16 protein-coding genes are annotated in these 18,701 nt (G+C 38.6%); 10 read left to right on the top strand and 6 right to left on the bottom strand.

Features of this window, described 5'->3' with window-relative positions:
• The first annotated feature begins 8 nt into the window (after nucleotides 1–8).
• Nucleotides 9–728, top strand: a complete 720-nt coding sequence (locus tag I5515_RS00870; RefSeq protein ID WP_199964318.1) for an MgtC/SapB family protein — start codon at nucleotides 9–11, stop codon at nucleotides 726–728.
• Between the two features lie 73 nt (nucleotides 729–801).
• Here I5515_RS00870 and I5515_RS00865 read toward each other — a convergent pair whose 3' ends face one another.
• Nucleotides 802–1,974, bottom strand: a complete 1,173-nt coding sequence (locus I5515_RS00865) for a benzoate/H(+) symporter BenE family transporter (protein ID WP_199964317.1) — start codon at nucleotides 1,972–1,974, stop codon at nucleotides 802–804.
• Nucleotides 1,975–2,160: 186 nt separating this feature from the next.
• On the opposite strand from I5515_RS00865, the gene I5515_RS00860 reads away from it, so the two are divergent.
• Nucleotides 2,161–2,634, top strand: a complete 474-nt coding sequence (locus I5515_RS00860) for an Lrp/AsnC family transcriptional regulator (RefSeq protein ID WP_199964316.1) — start codon at nucleotides 2,161–2,163, stop codon at nucleotides 2,632–2,634.
• Nucleotides 2,635–2,684: 50 nt separating this feature from the next.
• On the opposite strand, the gene leuE is transcribed toward I5515_RS00860, so the two are convergent.
• The 3 genes from leuE to I5515_RS00845 all read right to left on the bottom strand — a co-directional run bounded on the left by leuE (nucleotide 2,685) and on the right by I5515_RS00845 (nucleotide 5,425).
• The gene (gene leuE, locus I5515_RS00855; protein ID WP_199964315.1) at nucleotides 2,685–3,338 is read right to left on the bottom strand and encodes a leucine efflux protein LeuE; all 654 of its coding nucleotides are present in this window, start codon (nucleotides 3,336–3,338) and stop codon (nucleotides 2,685–2,687) included.
• Nucleotides 3,339–3,411: 73 nt separating this feature from the next.
• Nucleotides 3,412–4,401: a transaldolase gene (tal, locus tag I5515_RS00850; RefSeq protein ID WP_199964314.1), complete on the bottom strand. Its 990-nt coding sequence runs from the start codon at nucleotides 4,399–4,401 to the stop codon at nucleotides 3,412–3,414.
• Between the two features lie 130 nt (nucleotides 4,402–4,531).
• The gene (locus I5515_RS00845; RefSeq protein ID WP_199964313.1) at nucleotides 4,532–5,425 is read right to left on the bottom strand and encodes a LysR family transcriptional regulator; all 894 of its coding nucleotides are present in this window, start codon (nucleotides 5,423–5,425) and stop codon (nucleotides 4,532–4,534) included.
• Nucleotides 5,426–5,515: 90 nt separating this feature from the next.
• Here I5515_RS00845 and aceI point away from each other — a divergent pair, with 90 nt between their 5' ends.
• Entirely contained in the window at nucleotides 5,516–5,950 is a 435-nt protein-coding gene (gene aceI / locus I5515_RS00840; protein WP_002115172.1) for a chlorhexidine efflux PACE transporter AceI, read from the top strand.
• 65 nt (nucleotides 5,951–6,015) lie between these two features.
• Here aceI and I5515_RS00835 read toward each other — a convergent pair whose 3' ends face one another.
• Nucleotides 6,016–7,587 carry an acetyl-CoA C-acetyltransferase gene (locus tag I5515_RS00835; RefSeq protein WP_199964312.1) on the bottom strand — a complete coding sequence of 524 codons (1,572 nt, stop codon included), beginning with the start codon at nucleotides 7,585–7,587 and terminating at the stop codon, nucleotides 6,016–6,018.
• Nucleotides 7,588–7,821: 234 nt separating this feature from the next.
• Here I5515_RS00835 and I5515_RS00830 point away from each other — a divergent pair, with 234 nt between their 5' ends.
• The 3 genes from I5515_RS00830 to I5515_RS00820 all read left to right on the top strand — a co-directional run bounded on the left by I5515_RS00830 (nucleotide 7,822) and on the right by I5515_RS00820 (nucleotide 11,477).
• Nucleotides 7,822–9,213, top strand: a complete 1,392-nt coding sequence (locus tag I5515_RS00830; RefSeq protein ID WP_019458676.1) for a 3-oxoacyl-ACP reductase — start codon at nucleotides 7,822–7,824, stop codon at nucleotides 9,211–9,213.
• 75 nt (nucleotides 9,214–9,288) lie between these two features.
• Nucleotides 9,289–10,143, top strand: a complete 855-nt coding sequence (locus I5515_RS00825; RefSeq protein WP_199964311.1) for a MaoC family dehydratase — start codon at nucleotides 9,289–9,291, stop codon at nucleotides 10,141–10,143.
• 71 nt (nucleotides 10,144–10,214) lie between these two features.
• Nucleotides 10,215–11,477 carry a serine hydrolase domain-containing protein gene (locus tag I5515_RS00820; RefSeq protein ID WP_199964310.1) on the top strand — a complete coding sequence of 421 codons (1,263 nt, stop codon included), beginning with the start codon at nucleotides 10,215–10,217 and terminating at the stop codon, nucleotides 11,475–11,477.
• Between the two features lie 48 nt (nucleotides 11,478–11,525).
• Here I5515_RS00820 and I5515_RS00815 read toward each other — a convergent pair whose 3' ends face one another.
• Nucleotides 11,526–12,104: a TetR family transcriptional regulator gene (locus I5515_RS00815; RefSeq protein WP_199964309.1), complete on the bottom strand. Its 579-nt coding sequence runs from the start codon at nucleotides 12,102–12,104 to the stop codon at nucleotides 11,526–11,528.
• Nucleotides 12,105–12,229: 125 nt separating this feature from the next.
• Here I5515_RS00815 and I5515_RS00810 point away from each other — a divergent pair, with 125 nt between their 5' ends.
• The 4 genes from I5515_RS00810 (at nucleotide 12,230) to I5515_RS00795 (ending at nucleotide 18,628) form a co-directional block, all read left to right on the top strand.
• Nucleotides 12,230–13,708: an MFS transporter gene (locus I5515_RS00810; RefSeq protein ID WP_199964308.1), complete on the top strand. Its 1,479-nt coding sequence runs from the start codon at nucleotides 12,230–12,232 to the stop codon at nucleotides 13,706–13,708.
• Between the two features lie 269 nt (nucleotides 13,709–13,977).
• Nucleotides 13,978–15,759, top strand: a complete 1,782-nt coding sequence (gene cpaA / locus I5515_RS00805) for a metalloendopeptidase CpaA (RefSeq protein WP_199964307.1) — start codon at nucleotides 13,978–13,980, stop codon at nucleotides 15,757–15,759.
• A 22-nt stretch (nucleotides 15,760–15,781) separates the two neighbouring features.
• The gene (gene cpaB, locus I5515_RS00800) at nucleotides 15,782–16,417 is read left to right on the top strand and encodes a metalloprotease secretion chaperone CpaB (RefSeq protein WP_199964306.1); all 636 of its coding nucleotides are present in this window, start codon (nucleotides 15,782–15,784) and stop codon (nucleotides 16,415–16,417) included.
• Nucleotides 16,418–16,540: 123 nt separating this feature from the next.
• The gene (locus I5515_RS00795) at nucleotides 16,541–18,628 is read left to right on the top strand and encodes a DNA polymerase III subunit gamma/tau (protein ID WP_199964305.1); all 2,088 of its coding nucleotides are present in this window, start codon (nucleotides 16,541–16,543) and stop codon (nucleotides 18,626–18,628) included.
• The last annotated feature ends 73 nt before the right edge of the window (nucleotides 18,629–18,701 follow it).

Below are 18,701 nucleotides of genomic sequence, written 5' to 3'. Positions count from 1 at the left end.
GGTACAAGATGAAGTTGCAATTTCTACAACATACAGACTTATCTAATATTGTTGATACTTTAATTAGTCTCTCGGTTGCTTTTGTTTTAGGAGCATTAATTGGATTTGAGCGTCAATATAGGCAACGTACGGCTGGCCTTCGAACGAATGTTCTAGTTGCTGTCGGTGCTGCAATTTTTGTAGATGTTGCAACTAATCTTACTGGGGCAGATGGGGCTGTTCGAGTCATTGCTTATGTTGTTTCTGGCATTGGCTTCCTGGGTGCAGGTGTCATTATGCGCCAAGAGGGCAATATCCATGGCTTAAATACCGCAGCGACTTTGTGGTGTTCGGCCGCTGTGGGTGCTGCGGCGGGTTCAGATTTAATTATTGAAGCTATAATGGCAACAGTCTTTATTTTATCTGCGAATACGTTATTAAGACCGATTGTACATATCATTGACCGTCGTCCATTAGACGATGACTCAGAGGTCTTACATGTAATTTATATTATATGTGATCGAGGTCAGAGCAAAGTGGTTATGGATGAATTAAATCTAACCTTGAAGCATCATAATTATCCTCCCAAAGACATTGATGTAACACCTTTTGGAGAGAAAGAGGTTGAAATAGAAGCGACGCTAATTGCGACCTCAATTGAAGCTGAAGAAGCGCAACATATTATTAATCACTTAAATGCTATGCCACAAGTAAGACAAGCTTTTTGGGATAAAAACGCAATTAATTAATTTAACAAGACTTTGCACTTAACTGTTTGTAAGATTCTTTAAATGGTTAAGCGCAAAGTCTTTATTTTAAGTTTTATTTTTTGGCCTTAAATTTAAGTATCACAAATACAATAAGACCGACAATCAATCCCCAAAAAGCTGAGCCAATACCAAAAAATTGAATGCCTGAAGCACTACATAAAAAGGTAAATAATGCCGCTTCACGATCTTCAACGGGTCCAAAGGCAAGCGCAATGTTATGGCTGATCGTACCAAGTAAAGCTATACCTGCTAAAGCTACAATAAAAATATGAGGAAAAGACATCAGCAAGCTAGTGAGTGTTGCTGCAAATAAACCCATCAAAGCATAGAAAAAACCACAGCTCATGCCCGCAATATAACGTTTACTTGGGTCAGGGTGAACTTGATCATCTAAGCTTACAGCAGCACTAATCGCGGCAATATTTACGCTATAGCAGCCAAAAGGAGCAAGAACAACTTGGGTTAAACCTGTCCAACCAATCAGTTGATTAACATGCGGTTTGTAACCATAACTTTTAATCATGGCAATACCGGGTAAATATTGCGAAGCCATACTAATCACAAAAAGTGGTAGAGCTAATCCTAAAAGTGCTGACCAGCTAAACACAGGACTAATCCAAACTGGTTTCGCCAAAGACCACTGAAGAGTCGGCATGTGAAAGTCTAAAAATACAGGGCAGAGAATAATACCTGCAAGTGCTGTGAATACGATGCTATAACGTGGCCACAATTTTTTTGTAATTACATAGATGATGAGTAAAGATAAAACGAATTCCCAATCATTTTGTAAACTGACAAAAAGTGAAATCCCAAATTTAAGTAAAACACCTGCAAGCATGGCACTGGTTAAGCTTTGCGGTATATATGAAAGCGCTTTTTGAAATATACCTGAAAAGCCTAAAATAGCAGTCAGTAAGCCGCCTATTAAAAAAGCACCAATCGCTTCATTTAAGCTATAGCCACTGCCTGTAGCCATAATTAAAGCAAGACCAGCGGTTGACCATGCAGTTGCTACAGGATATTTAAATTTCCAAGAGAGTATGAGTCCTGATAGGCCAATTCCTAGACCTAAAGCCCAAAACCAAGAAGTGATTTGCTCAGGTGAAGCACCTAGAGCTTGTGCAGCCTGAATCACTAAAATGGCCGAAACGCTAATACCAATGAGAAAGGTAATAAAACCAGCAAATACGGCTGGAATAGAAAAATCTTGAAGAATCTTTTGCATGGCTAAACGTTCTAAATCCCTGAAAAATTAATATGTTTCTGCCTTTGTTTTCAGCTAGGTAAATCTAACAATTTTTTTAAAGAAGGTGCTTTCTATTTTTAACCTAAAAGAGAAATAATATTTTCAAAATATTTAATAATGCTATTATTTCTTTCATGAGGAATACTAAATTTGGGATATTGTTTTATGGAAGAGCAGGCTGAAAATTTGACAGTGCTTGAACTTAAAATTATGCGTGTATTACAAGAAAATGGACGTTTAAGTAATGCTGAGTTGGCTAAACTTGTAGGCATAAGTACGTCATCTTGTTGGAATCATACTCAACGCCTTTTTAAAATTGGGGCAATCTTAGATGTGCGTGCTCGAATTAATCCAAGCATGGTGCAGCGTGATACGGTGGTGTTGGTTGGTGTTGTTTTAGACCGTTCAACGCCTGATAGCTTTCAGGCTTTTGAGCAAGCCGCAGGTGATTTAGAGAATGTTCTGGAATGCTATTTGGTTGCCGGAGAAGTCGATTATTTTCTAAAAATTCGTGTTAAAGATTTAGCTGCTTTTAACCGCTTTCATAGTGAAAAAATTATTGCCTTACCTGGGGTAAGACAAGTCAGAACATTTTTCGTGCTTAATGAAGTTAAAACAGATGGCATGCTGGCATTTTAGCAGTTCAACTATGTTCTAACTTCATGAGGTGAAATCTGATGAGATAAAGATTATGAAATAGTTGAGGTTGCGAGTTTTAAACCAAACCCGAAAAATAAAATTCCTACTAAAAAGATACTACTTGCTGCGGTTTTATGGTTTTGTTTAAAAAATGCAGAGAGTTTAATTCCAGAGAAAATGAGTGCTGTTAAATAACTAAAGCTAATAATTTGTAAAATAACCGCTAAAATTAAAAAACTTAAAGCAGGATAAGCGTAGCCTGGTTCAACAAATTGAACAAAGAAAGATAGGAAAAATAAAATTGCTTTAGGGTTGAGTAAGCTAATACTTAATGCTGTTTTATAAGGATGAATTTTATCTAAAGCAGGTAAATCGGTCATTTCAGGTTGAGACTGATGACGTAGCTTCCAGCGTTGAATACTGCCTTGTAAGAGTTTAAAGCCTAAATAAGATAGATAAAGCGCACCTGTTAATTTAAGAATAACAAAAATCCAAGGAAATGCTTTTAATAAAGAAGCAGCACCTAGTACGGTACATAGCATTAAAATTAGGTCGCCAGTAAATATACCTAATGCACCCATATATCCAGTTTTAATACCATAACGTGAAGCAATAGACATCACATAAAGAGAGTTCGGACCGGGCAATAACACAATTAAGAATGTACCAATAATATATGTTGTTAAATCTGTTATACCGAACACGAGAAACCTAATAAAAAACCGATTTTTGTCATAATAACAAAAATCGGTGATTTTGTATGAAAAGTGCAGTTTTTTAAGACTTTATTTCCGCATCAATTCCAAAAGATTGACGTAATAGGAGGCTTAACTGGTCACGTGCTTTAATAAAGCCATCAACACCACCTTGTAAAAGTTGGAAAGCCATTAAGTCATGATTAAGTTCGTCTTTAAAACTTTGTTCGTCTAGCGTTGGTCTAATAATAGCATCTGTTTGCTTTGATTTAGTTGCATCAAGAGCTGCATCGACAGCCCGTGTATCTTGTTCAAGCTCGGTAAGTAAGCCAGGAGAGATCGTCAGTAAATCACAACCTGCAAGACCAAGAACTTGATCAATACTGCGGAAGCTTGCACCCATCACTTGAGTTGGAATATTTTGTTGCTTGTAATAGGTATAGATTTTCTTAACTGATACTACGCCCGGATCTTTTTCGATTGGGTAAGCATCTACACCTTCAGCTTTTTTGTACCAGTCAAGAATACGACCTACAAATGGTGAAATTAAAGTTACTTTTGCATCTGCACAAGCTTGAGCTTGATGCAAACCAAAGAGTAAGGTGAGGTTACAAGCAATACCTTCAGCTTCGAGCACTTTAGCAGCTTGAATACCTTCCCAAGTAGACGCGATTTTAATGAGGATACGTGACTGGTCAATTCCATAACCTTTGTAAAGTTCACATAATTCATGCGCTTTTTGAATGGTCGCTTCAGTGTTATATGAAAGTGCAGCATCCACTTCGGTAGACACACGACCTTCAATCAGTTTTAAAATTTCTACCCCAAACTTTACAGTCAAAATATCAATAGTTCTTTCAATCAACTGATCGCTTTTATAGCCTTCTTCTTTAGCTTGATAATAAGCATCTTCAATCAGCTCTTTACTTTCTGGTTGTTCTGCTGCTGCCGTAATCAATGAAGGGTTTGTCGTCGCGTCTAATGGACGAAATTTACGAATTGCATCAAGGTCACTACTATCGGCAACAACGGTCGTTAATGTTTTTAATTGGTCAAGTGCTGTATGAGTCATTGATATTCAACATCTTCAGTAATAAATCTTATGTTTTCTTTATAGCACAAAGTCTATTCATGCTGTCGATATATCAATTGTTATCTTTCAAAGAAAAACGTTTAGGTTCTGCATCTAAATTGAAATAATTTTAAGGTGCCTGTTGCATTCGTTGCTTACGGATATATTCAATGAGATATCTGGCTGCGGCACCAAGTTCACTTTCACGGCTCCAGACTAAATCGACGTAGTATTCAAATCTTGGGGTGAAATCTAATAAATCCAATATTTTAAGTTTGTTTTTTAATTCGGGGTTTTCTTTGAACATTTCTTGTGGAAGAACTCCCCAACCCAGATTACGTAAAATCATTAAGCAAGCAGAGTGGTGGTTGTCGGTACGCCAATAATGTTTTGAAAACAGCAATTCTGGTTTTAAAGTCTCATCGCGACTTGCGACCACGATTTGTCGTGTAGTCAGAATCTCTTCAAAAGAGACTTGATGTTGGATTGCTAACGGATGGTTCTTTGCAATGACTGGAATTAAAGCCTCACGTTTTAGCTCTACAAATTGCTCTCTATTGTCCAGATGTTCACGTTCAAACATTAGAGCCAATTGGGCAGACCCATCTAATAACATTTGTAAGGCATCTTCTTGTGGAGCAGAAACAATATTAATCTGTAGGTCAGGGAAGCGACTCTCTAGCAGACAAATATAGTCAGTCCAATTGGTATGTAGTAATTCAGATACGATCACAATAGTTAAATTAGCTTCTAATCCTGTGCTTAGTGCATGGGCATGTTGTTTCCATTGGTTCATCTCAATTAAAAGCTGAGAGGTTTTTTCGTATAAAACCCGTGCTTGATCAGTTGGGATAGGTTCGCGTCCCTTACGGTCAAATAAGACCAAGTCGAGATCAATTTCTAGATTGGCAATAGACATGCTCACAGCCGAAGGAACTTTTCCAAGTTTACGGGCTGCTGCTGAAAAGGAACCTGTTTCAATTACGGCTTGAAACATGAGTAGTTGTTCTTGATTAATATTCATCTGTCAAAAAAAATGAAAGAACCTGATTAGATTAATCAACATTATAAAAATAAAATGCACATTATCCAAGTAATTATTGAGTATTTAAAAATGTTGATTTCCAAGAGAAGGCTCATTCATGCAATCAGTTATGAAGGAATTTTATTGGTCATCATTGCGATTGCATTAAGTTTTATTTTTGATATGCCTATGGATGTAACCGGAACACTCGGTGTGTTTATGGCAGTCGTTTCAGTTTTCTGGAATATGATTTTTAACCACTATTTCGAAAAAATTGAACATAAATATAATTGGGAAAGAACGATTCCCGTACGGATTTTACATGCGATTGGTTTTGAAGGCGGGTTGCTTATTGCAACTGTACCGATGATTGCTTATATGCTACAGATGAGTGTAATTGATGCACTTATTTTAGATATTGGCTTAACGCTATGTATTTTGGTTTATACCTTTATTTTCCAATGGTGTTATGACCATATCGAAGATAAGTTTTTCCCAGATGCAAAAGCGGCATCGCTTCATTAAGATAAAACCTAGAAATAAAATAAGCACCCGAATGGGTGCTTATTTTTTAAAGGGTAGTGTAGAAATTATTTTTCTACAATTGCTACAACACCTTCACCACCTGCTGTACAGATAGAGATTAATGCACGGCCTGAACCTTTTTGATTAATCAATTTCGCAGCAGTTGCCAAGATACGGCCACCAGTTGCAGCAAATGGATGGCCAGCACCTAAAGATGAACCATTTACGTTAAGTTTAGAACGCTCAATTGAACCTAAAGGTGCATCTAAACCAACACGTTCTTTACAGAATTTTTCATCTTCCCAAGCTTTCAAAGTAGACAGTACTTGAGATGCAAATGCTTCATGGATTTCGTAGAAATCGAAATCTTGAAGTTTAAGATTAGCGCGTTTAAGCATACGAGGTACTGCGTAAGCAGGCGCCATCAATAGACCTTCTTTAGGTCCACTTTTACCAATGAAGTCAACAGCTGCTGTTTCTGAGAAAGAAAGGTAAGCTAAAACTTCATGACCATTTTCTTTTGCCCATTCTTCAGAAGCAAGCAATACAACAGAAGCACCGTCAGTTAACGGCGTTGAGTTACCAGCAGTCATTGTTGCACTTTCGCCTTTACCGAAAACTGGCTTTAATTTAGCTAGTTTTTCAACTGTGCTGTCTGCACGTAAGTTGTTGTCACGGTTAAGACCTAAGAATGGAGTGATTAAGTCATCAAAGAAACCACGTTCATAAGCAGCGGCAAGTTTTTGGTGGCTGCTTGCAGCTAACTCATCTTGCGCTTCGCGAGTGATACCCCATTCTAATGCAGTGATTGCTTGATGTTCACCCATTGAAAGGCCAGTACGTGGTTCGCCGTTACTTGGTGCATCAAGAAGCTTTTTAAAATCAATTTTTGTTAATGCTTTAAGACGGTCTTTACCAGTCTTAGCAACATTGAGTTCAAGTAAAACTTTACGTAAGCCATCACCCACAGCGATCGGGGCATCAGAAGTTGTGTCCACACCACCTGCAATACCTACGTCGATTTGACCAAGTGCAATTTTGTTAGCAACAACAAAAGCAGCTTGTAAGCCTGTACCACAAGCAATTTGAATGTCGTAAGCTGGAGTTTCAGGAGCAAGATCAGTGCTCAATACAACTTCACGAGTCATATTAAAGTCACGGCTGTGTTTTAAAACAGCGCCAGCAACGACTTCACCAATACGCTTACCTTGTAAGTTAAAGCGTTCAACCAAACCATTCAATGCTGCTGTCAGCATGTCAGAATTCGATGCTTTAAAATAAGCAGTATTTGAACGTGCAAATGGAATGCGGTTGCCACCAATAATTGCAACGCGGCGAACAGTATTTTGGCTCATGGTTTTATCCTGTTGAACAGAAGTTTTGGTTTTTGTTGCTTTTGGTGCTGCAGCTACATCATTAGAAGATGTAGATGGGGTTGCCGTAGCTGCGCTCTTAGTGCGAGGGCTACGTGCAGGTGCAGTCGTTGAACGAGTACGTGTCGTTTTTGGAGTATTAGTTGCTGCTTTAGGAGTGGTGCTGTTACGCTTAGTCGTGTTAGAAGCCGACTTTGATGTATTTGACACTTTTTCCTGAGCAGAATTTTCGACTGCTGGATTTTCTTGAGTTGTTTTGCTCATAAGGCTTTTCCAAGCATATTAACGATATTCTTATAACCTACCTTAACACAATTCAAATAGACCTGTATTGACTAGAATGACATTGTAGATAGCATTCAGGTCAAGACATCAAAAGATGAACTCAAGTATCATTTGGGATGACTCTAATGAACGACTGATTTCATATTGTGCCTCTCCATTTCATAACATAATGAAGCCTGTCGTAGAAAATCATTTTTTTGAGAGATAATAATCATGACTGATCAATACCAAGCATTTACACAATCTCCTATTGGTAAATTTGTTGTTAAAAATCTGGGTTTACCATCGCCAGTTGCATTAGAGCGTTTTGAAAGTGCTCAGCCAGTAGTGAATGGTGCAGTATTGGTTGGCGCGGCGCCGTCAAGTGTATTGTCTGGTGCGATTGCACAAGTACTTAGCAATATTCATGCAGATAGCTATGTAGGCAATAATGTTGCATTACAGCAAGAAGCTGCAAAAGTTGGTTTAAATTTACGCCCATTCAATGCAGGCGATAAAGAATCAAAATTCAAAGCAGTGGTATTTGATGCTTCTGGTATTCAAAACTCAGAACAGTTAAACGAACTTTATAAATTCTTTAACCCGATTGCACGTCAAGTTGCGACTTCTGGCCGTGTGATTGTGATTGGTACAACACCTGAAACTGCAAAAACCGTAAAACAAGCAATTGCTCAACGCGCACTTGAAGGATTTATCAAGTCTGTAGGTAAAGAATTTAAAAAGGGTATTACAGCTCAAGTTGTATATGTAGATGAAGGTGCTGCTGCAAACCTTGAATCGACATTACGCTTCTTGCTTTCTCCACGTTCAGCTTATGTGTCTGGTCAAGTAATTCGTGTTTCTAAGGCAGATGTAGTTGACGTAGATTGGGCAAAACCACTTGCTGGTAAAACTGCGTTGGTAACTGGTGCAAGCCGTGGTATTGGTGAGGCAATTGCACATGTATTGGCACGTGATGGCGCTCATGTTATTTGTTTAGATGTACCACAGCAACAAGCTGATCTTGACCGTGTAGCTGCTGACATTGGCGGTTCTACATTGGCAATTGATATTACAGCTGCCGATGCAGGCGAAAAAATTAAAACTGCTGCTGCAAAACAAGGCGGTTTAGATATTATCGTTCATAATGCGGGTATTACTCGTGATAAGACTTTGGCAAACATGAAGCCAGAGCTTTGGGATTTAGTAATCAACATTAACTTATCTGCTGCTGAACGTGTAAATGATTATTTGTTAGAGAACGATGGTCTAAATGCAAATGGACGCATTGTTTGCGTATCATCAATTAGTGGTATTGCAGGTAACCTTGGTCAAACGAATTATGCTGCTTCTAAAGCTGGTGTGATCGGTCTAGTGAAATTTACTGCACCTATTTTAAAAAATGGTATTACCATTAACGCAGTAGCACCTGGCTTTATCGAAACACAAATGACAGCTGCAATTCCATTTGCAATTCGTGAAGCTGGTCGTCGTATGAACTCAATGCAACAAGGTGGTTTACCTGTTGATGTAGCGGAGACGATTGCATGGTTTGCATCAACTGCCTCTACAGGGGTAAATGGAAACGTGGTACGTGTATGTGGTCAAAGCTTGTTGGGCGCTTAAGCACTCTGAGCGAAATAGGGGGTGCTTGAGCATCCCTTTTTTATTAAAGAATCTATAAATTATAAAAGGTTAGGTATGAATACTCGTCATTTTAGCCAGCTACCAAAAGCGGCATTAGCTTACCCAAAAGTTGTGCAAGGTTTAATTTTTAAAAAACCTACAGGTCCAAAAAATTTGCCACAAGTTGAATATGTGGTAGATCGTCTTGAGATTGATCAGAAGCATCTTAAGGCCTATAACGAAGTATGTGGCTTTGAAAATAATGGCTTTGTACCTGCGATTTATTTGGCTGTGCTTTCTCAAAGTTTGCAAATGCACATGATGACAGCAGAAGCCTTTCCATTTCCAATTTTAGGTTTAGTCCATATTCGTAACCAGCTTAAACAGACTAGACCGATTGGTGTGACTGAAAAATTAACTTTGTCATGCAAATTTGGGGAACTTAAACCACATGATAAAGGTGTTCAGTTTGACTTTATTACCACTGCAAAAGTTGGCAATGAAGTGGTTATGGAAGGCTTAACGACGTATTTATCTCGTCAAAAAGTTGAGAAAAGAGTAGGTGAGAAAGCCAAAGAAGAGCAAGCGCCAACTTATGTTCCTCAAGCTGAGTGGGATATTTTAGAAAACACAGGCCGTCGCTATGCGAAGGTATCGGGTGATTTTAACTTAATTCATATTCATGCTATTACTGCAAAAGCATTTGGCTTTAAGCAAGCCATTGCACATGGCATGTGGAGCAAGGCTAAAGCACTAGCGAACCTTGAATTACCAAATGCTTATGAAGCAGATGTATGGTTTAAGCTACCAATGTTCTTACCGTCAAAAGTTGAGTTTTTAACTGCTCATATAGATAAAAAGACTGATTTCTTGATTCGCAATGCCAAATCACAGAAACCACATGTTGCAGGAACGGTAAAAGCATTATAAAAATATCAGCAGTCTAAACAGATGTTGAGGCTGCTTTTGAGCAAAATAACAAAAAATGTAAGGAAACTCGTGTGATTAAAGAGATTTTATTGGCCGATACCCATAACTATCACGGTGTTTTAGATGAACGTTTTATTGATTTAGCTCACCAGTTCAGCCGTTTTCAGGACGCACGAACAGATCAAGGTGGAGCTGCATTAACGGTTTATTTTAGAGGCCAGAAAGTTGTCGATATCTACACGGGTCTTCAGTCACAAACCCTGCCTTGGCAACCTGACACTTTGGCGGTCTGCTACTCTACGGGTAAAGGTGTACTTGCAACTTTAGCTCACATTTTAGTGAGTGAAGGTTTTTTAGAATACGACAAACCGATTTCGACTTATTGGCCTGAGTTTGCTCAAAATGGTAAAGAGCAAACCACATTACGGCATGTGCTTAGTCATCAAAGTGGTATGTTTGATATTCGAAATATCATTGAAAGTGCGAGAGAAATGCTCGACTGGTCGCATATGTTAAATGTGATGGCTGCGTCTAAACCAAGATTTGTTGCAGGACAGGGCAATGCCTATCAAGCCTTAACATTTGGTTGGCTCGTGGGTGGCGTACTTGAAAAAGCGACAGGTCAATCTCTAGATCAGCTTATGCAAAAATATCTGGTTGAACCTTTGCAGCTAGATGGTGCTTATTTTGGAACCCCTGCAAGCGAGTTAGACCGTGTAGCACGTTTAATTATTCAATCGAAACCAGAAACTAAGCCTGTATCGGTTCCATCTGATAAGACGAAAAGCTCTAAACCACATAAGAGTTCACTTTCGGAAAAAATGATCACATGGACGGGGCAAGACCCGCAAGACTTTCAAGATGCCATGATTCCAAAGGGAATGAAGCACTTTAGTTTCTTTAGTGATGAAGGGCTGCAAGCGGTGATTCCGGCAGCAAACGGAACATTTACTGCAAATAGCCTTGCTAAAGTGTATGCGATGTTAGCAAATCACGGTGAATGGGATGGGCAACAACTCATTCGTACCGAAATCTTTAAAGAACTCAGTACCATTCAGAGTTATGCGCGTGATCGTGTCATGCCTATTCCAATGAATTGGCGTTTAGGATATCACCGCATTATTACCATGGGTAAACGTGCTAAAACTGGCTTTGGGCATATTGGCTACAATGGTTCAGGTGCCTGGTGTGATCCAGAACGCGATCTTAGTTTTGCCTATACTCACAACTTCCAGGTTGGTTCAATAACAGGTGATTACCGTTTGTGGGGGCTTACCCAAGAAGCCTTACGGTGTACCGACCAAATTTTAAAAGGTCGTAAAGGTTGGTTCTAATTTTAGTATTTTACAGCTGGTGTTTTTAATACATGCCAGCTTCTACATTTATAACAATTCTAAGCGAATGATAGTTTCGGTATGGCGCTTGAAGTCTTCTTCGGCTAACCCTTGTAAACCGAGTTTATAAATACCTTCTAATCCGCATACAAAAGCAATTAAGCGCCATGCGATGTCTGTTGAATTAGATATATTTTTAAATTCGCCTTCTTTTTTGCCACATTCAATTGCCTGCACAATCGTTTCATGCCAACTCTGCATGGCGAGGTTATACGCTTTTTGTATTTCAAGATCTTGTTCGATTAAGAGTTCTGCTTCGTTCCATAAGCGTAAATAGGGCTGAAGCCTGTCTATGTTTTCTGCACCTAATAAAATGAAAAGCCTTTGAAATTGGCTATTGGTTTGTAGGGTTTGTTCAATTTCATTCAGCTGTTCCATAAGCTTTAAAAAAGCTTCAGCTTTTAAATGAGAGGCCGAAGAAAAGTGGTGGTGAACTTGTCCTGTAGAGGTTTGAGCTTCTGTTGCGATTCTACGTACTGTCATGGCTGTAAAACCTTCAGCCAAAGCAACTTGCATGGCAGCTTGCAGAATCATTTCTCTGCGTTGATCGCGATTAAGATAGGCCATGTTTCTTTCACCTGACTGAATTTGGCACAAACTACATTAAAATTTAAAGTTGGACAAGTGTCCAGTTGTGTATATAATAACCATGATTTGAACACATGTCCAAGTTTTGGATATTGAAGAGCGTTATGCAAAAAAAATGGTTAATCCTGACAATTATCGTCCTTATTTATTTACCGGTTACGATTGATGCAACGGTGATGCATGTTGCAACACCATCTTTAAGTGCAGCATTGAATTTAACTGCCAATCAGCTTTTATGGGTCATTGATATTTATTCGCTGATTATGGCGGGTTTGATTTTGCCAATGGGTGCGCTTGGTGACCGTATTGGTTTTAAAAAATTATTATTTATTGGAACGGCTATTTTTGGACTCGGTTCCTTAGCTGCTGCTTTTTCTCCAACTGCCTATGCTTTAATTGCTTCTCGCGCTGTTTTAGGCTTGGGGGCAGCCATGCTTATTCCTGCAACTTTATCAGGCATTCGAAATGCTTTTAGCGAAGAAAAACAAAGGAACTTTGCGCTTGGGCTTTGGTCTACTGTTGGTGGCGGTGGTGCGGCTTTTGGTCCATTAGTGGGGGGGGGCTTACTAGAGCATTTCCATTGGGGCGCCGTATTCCTCATTAATATCCCAATTATTTTTGTTGTTTTGATCATGATTGTGATGATCATTCCTAAACAGCAAGAAAAAACTAATCAGCCCATTAATTTAGCTCAAGCATTAGTGTTAGTCGTGGCGATTTTGAGCCTGATTTATTCTCTTAAGTCAGCCATGTACAACTTTTCTGTACTTACAGCCGTAATGTTTGTGATTGGTGTAAGTGCATTAATTCACTTCATTCGTAGTCAAAAAAGAAGTACAACGCCAATGATTGATCTGGAGTTGTTTAAACATCCTGTCATTTCTACGAGTATTGTGATGGCTGTCGTTTCCATGATCGCTTTGGTTGGATTTGAATTACTTTTGGCTCAAGAGTTACAGTTTGTGCATGGGTTCTCACCATTACAAGCGGCGATGTTTATTATTCCATTCATGATTTCGATTAGTTTAGGTGGACCATTAGCGGGAATTTGCTTAAATAAATGGGGGCTTAGACTTGTATCTACTGTTGGTATTTTAATAAGTGGATTTAGTTTATGGGGACTTGCTCAGCTTAACTTTTCAACCGACCACTTTTTAGCATGGACGTGTATGGTCTTTTTAGGCTTTAGTATTGAGATTGCTTTACTAGCTTCGACAGCCGCCATTATGTCTTCTGTACCGCCACAAAAGGCCAGTGCAGCGGGTGCAATTGAAGGTATGGCCTATGAGCTTGGTGCTGGTCTAGGTGTGGCTATTTTTGGTCTAATGTTATCTTGGTTTTATAGTCATTCCATTATTTTGCCAGAGGGCCTTCCAGCTAACTTAATCGAAAAAGCGAGTATTTCTATTGGCGAGACGATGCAACTAGCATCTAATCTTGAAAATCCTTTAGGAGGTCAATTAATTGCAGTTGCTAAACAGGCGTTTAGTTATGCACATAGTTGGGTGCTGACAATTTCAGCCATTTGTTTTTTCCTCTTAACGATATTTGTTTGGTTTAGTTTTCCAAAGAAGGTAAATTAAAAAACTAAAATAAAGGATAAAAAGCGAGAGTTTCCTTTCTTTTTATCCTTAAAAGCTTTTTGGTATTTTGCCCATATTGAAATGTTTCTGGTTATTTAGTTCGCATAAAAAATATTCTTTAATAACTTTCATATTTTTATTTCAAAATGATTCAGTAATCATGTATTTGAAATTTAATAAAAAAATAATCGATCAAAAATTGACTATAAAAAAATCATTTGCTACTGTGCTTTTTGCATGATTCTAAAAAACAAATAAAAGAGGCTGCTGTGAATTTTAAATTGAAAACATCATTCATTATCGGCGCAATTGTTGCATCTTCACTTGTATATGCTGCAACTGTAATTTCACCAAATCAGAATAATAATAGTGGAGTAATTCCATCTGGTTATCCAGATTTAGAATTTTCGTTAGCGAATGGAAATTGGACTAAAAATCTATCTTTGCCATCAAGCGCGAATAATTTAGACAAAATTACAATCCGTTCTAGTGCTGGTTATAGTAGCTATTTAGATACTTCAAATACCAATATTCCATTAGAAGTATTAAAAATAAACTCTGGTGATAATTACCAGTTTGTATTTAATAGTAGTCAAAATAAATGGATCGCTCAGTTATCGACGGTTAGTCCTACTAATGGGACTAACTATGAAATAGTGGCTTTAACCACTGCATCAATTCAAAAAGTACTCATTCAAGATGGTAAATGGGCACAGACTATTGCATTACCAAGTGATGTACGTGATGGAACAACAGTACAAATTGTTTCTACTGCCAGTGTAAGTTCAGAGATCGACAAAACAAATTTATTATTTCCAAGTAGTTTTTCATTAAAAAGTGGGTCTGAATATTGGTTTAAATATTATTCTGCTTTAGGGAAATGGGTACCAGAATATATTAAACCTCAGAAGTTAAATGTACAGCAGATTGGAACCTCTTTAGCATCGGTAAGTAGCCCGTTAACGGAAATCTCATTTGGAGATGGAAATTGGGTTTCCAATTTTACTCTTCCTACGACTGCAAATGATCGGGATAGAATTATTATCAAGTCGACTGCGACTTGGTCTGCAAAAATTAATAATACCAATATTAATAGCCAAGCGACCTTAACGCTTAAAACAGGCGATCAATATGAGTTTATGTATGTAAGTGACAAAGCATATTGGCAACTGATCTCTGCACCAACAAAGGTGATTGATTCAACAGCGACAATTCCTGCAACTTTACCGAATATGGCTGAGCCCGTTTTAAAGGTGAAGCTGTCTACATCAAATTGGCAGTCGACCTTGCAACTACCAGCTAAAGCTCAAGTTGGGGACAAGGTGGTTATTGTGTCGAGTGCATCGGCAGACACCTATATTAATGCTGCTAATGGTTTGTCTTCGATAATTAAAAATGGTGAAAACCGCCGTTTTGTTTATACGGCTCAAGGCTGGGCAGTAGATAGTTATACAATTGATATGCTGTTGGTTTCTAGTCCTGAAGTAAATTCAATTTTAGGAGAGAGTGCTGCCAAACTTAGAATGATCGAAGGGGTAAATTTAACGAATTTAACTGCTGAAAATTCAAATGCACGTTTTTACTTAAGAGAGGTGGGTTATTTAAACTATAAAATCCCTGCTGCCACTTTAAAAGAAGCTATTTCTACTGGGCGAGATGATACGACGGTACAAAATGAGCGAAAACGTGTATTGGCAGACGGTGTCTATTATCAAGGTAATGAACCCGGTGACGGTGGTTGCGGTTGGGCGTGGATCAATGCTTCTGCATATAACATGATTGGAGCAAATGATATCGCAGGTTGTTCTTTCGCGGCCATGCGCCATGAAGTCGGGCACAATCTTGGTCTATATCATAATGGTTCAACCAATATTGGTTCGGGTTTTGCCCATCCTTTAGGAAGTACCGCGATGGGTGGTAATAATATTAATTTTTACTCAAGCCCATACCTATACAACCCTAAATATGGTGTTCGTTTGGGTGAAGAAGGAAAAATTGATGCTGTCAGTGTCATTAACCTAAATGCACAAAAAATTTCTCTATATAACTAATCTCTATTTTTAGCCGTAAATAATGAAGAAAAATAAATTGTTAATAGGAACTGCTATCGCTTGTGTGGCGTTAGCAGTTTTAATCTGGTTTGCTTTTTCACAGCAAAGCTCTTCTGCCTTAACGTCATCTGTAAATAGCCAGAAAGATGAAGTTGGCTTAAGCAAAGTTGAAAATAAGAACGGTTTTGCTCGTCAAAACATGCTGAATTTGAGTCCGCCAGAAAAAGAAAGATTGTCTCAGCAACAAATTTTTTTTAATGAAATTGAGAAGGATCAACTGCCTTCTAGTGTTAACTTTCCACTAATTAAAAATGCTCAAGGCATGGTGATTAAATATGATCCCAATGTGATTGAACTTAAAAAAGTGGGTGACACTGTTAAGTTTCAAATGTTGGAATATGGCATTAATCGTACAGGGAAGATTGTAGAGATCGAACCTGTTGACCAAGATATTGTTCGATGGACTGGAAAATTTGATCAGGGTGATCCGAATCAGAATTTTTTTACCATTACTCAAAGTCAAAAAGATCACTACACGATCATGCAAATTTTTACCGAGAAAGGAAATTATTCGGCTGAAATTAAGGATGGTGTTGGACTGGTGCAAGCGATGGATGAGGGCATCATCGATCAGGAGTTACATCATGATCATCCTTAGATAAATAAATGGTTCTTGTAGAGAAAAGAGGTCAGTTCGCAGTTTATCTGTACGGATATGAGCTTTATGCGTTCACACTCTTTTAAAAACAAAGTATGCTTAAGCCTGTAAAAAGGAGCATACATGTATCAAGTACTTGCTAGAAAATACCGTCCACGTAATTTCAATGAGTTAGTGGGGCAAAACCATGTTTCTCGTGCATTAAGTAGTGCATTGGAACGTGGCCGTCTTCATCATGCTTATTTATTTACAGGAACGCGTGGGGTGGGTAAAACCACAATTGCACGTATTTTAGCCAAGTGTTTGAACTGTGAAACTGGTGTAACTTCTACACCTTGTGAAGTATGCGCAACGTGTAAAGCAGTAAATGAAGGCCGTTTTATTGACCTGATTGAAATCGACGCTGCATCACGAACTAAAGTAGAAGATACGCGTGAACTTTTAGACAACGTTCCTTATGCGCCGACGCAAGGGCGTTTTAAAGTTTACCTGATTGACGAAGTACACATGTTGTCTACGCATTCCTTTAATGCGTTATTAAAAACACTCGAAGAACCCCCAGAACACGTTAAGTTTCTTTTTGCAACGACTGACCCGCAAAAATTACCGATTACAGTCATTTCACGTTGCTTACAATTTACCTTACGACCACTAGCGGTTGATGAAATTACAAAGCATCTTGGGGTGATTCTTGAAAAAGAACAAATTGCAGCCGAGCAAGATGCAATTTGGCAGATTGCCGAATCCGCTCAAGGTTCCTTACGTGATGCCTTGTCTTTGACCGACCAAGCAATTGCTTATGGTCAGGGTGCTGTACAGCATCAAGATGTTAAAGAAATGCTGGGCCTGATTGACCGAACTATTATCTATGATTTGATTTTAGCAATTCATCAGAACCAACGTGAAAAAGTGAGCCAGCTTTTATTGCAATTTAGACATCAAGCATTAGATGTTTCACTTGTGCTTGATCAGTTGATTTCGACATTGCATGAATTGGCTATTTTGCAATATTTGCCTGATTTGAGCTTAAAATATAGCGAAGAAATCAATCGCAAAATCATGCAACTGTCTAAGCTGATTTCTGCTCAAGATTTGCAGCTTTATTACCAAATTGCATGTAAAGGACGCTCAGACTTGCAACTTGCTGTAACGCAAGAGCAAGGTTTTGAAATGTGCGTTTTACGCTTATTGGCATTCCGTCCTTTAGCTCCTAATGAAATTGTGGTATCAGCGCCTGTTCAGCAAAGTGAGCAAGTGGCTGTTGTGAATCATGAAGCACAGCAAATATCCCAAGATATTGCTCCGCCTAATGCTGTTCAACCTGTTGAAGTTATTATCCAACCCGCTATGGTTGAACCTGAACCTGAACCTGAACCTGAACCTGAACCTGAACCTGAACCTGAACCTGAACCTGAACCACGGCCTAATCAGGATTTAATGGTTTTTGACCCAAATCATCATGAGCTCATTGGGTTTGAGTCAGCACCTGTTCACGAAACAATTAGTGTTCTGGAGGAAGATTTCATTCCTGTACCAGAGCAAAAAATTGCACAAGTTCAAGCCGAAACCATCGCTAAAAATATTGAACCAGAACCAGCTTTCACTGCTGAGCCTATAGGTTTATTTGAAACGCCTAGCGCTGATTTTTCACTTACTCAAGATACGCCTGTTACGCCTCATGATTTAGTCTTAGAACCTATGGTGGAGCAGCCGTCACTGGTACAGGCCCAACAAGTGATTGAGAATGTTGTAGCTGAAACGCAATCTAGTTCAAATGATACTGGGCAGCTCATGCCTCAGGATATTTTGAAGCTTTCTCCTCAAGTTTTGGAAGGCGAGTGGACACTTGAAAAATGGGAATATTGGTTCAGAAATAGTCAGCTTTCTCCAGCCGTTCAAGAACTTGCTCAGCATGGCGTGATGAAAGGTCAAATTGGTAGCAATACAGTTTTCCATATTCCTGAAGAATATGAAAATATGCTGACTCAATTACAACAAGGCCTTATTGATGCTTTAAATGAGCAATGGCCAGATACACAATTTACAGTTGAATATGGTGCTTTAAATACGTCTACACCATATACCATTCAAAGTGCGCGCAAAGAAAAAGCCTTTCACAGAGCAGCTGAGTTATTACAACAACAGCCAGTCATTAAAAGTTTGATTGAAACTTTTGATGGTGAATTACAAAACATTCAATTAAAGCCTTAATCTAGTTTGAGTTTTGATCCAGTGAAAATATGAGAATAATAGAATTTTCATATATTTCACTGGATTGAAATAT

It is taken from the genome of Acinetobacter calcoaceticus (genome assembly GCF_016508255.1).
GTDB lineage: Bacteria > Pseudomonadota > Gammaproteobacteria > Pseudomonadales > Moraxellaceae > Acinetobacter > Acinetobacter calcoaceticus_E.
This window is presented reverse-complemented; position numbering and strand designations above follow the sequence as displayed.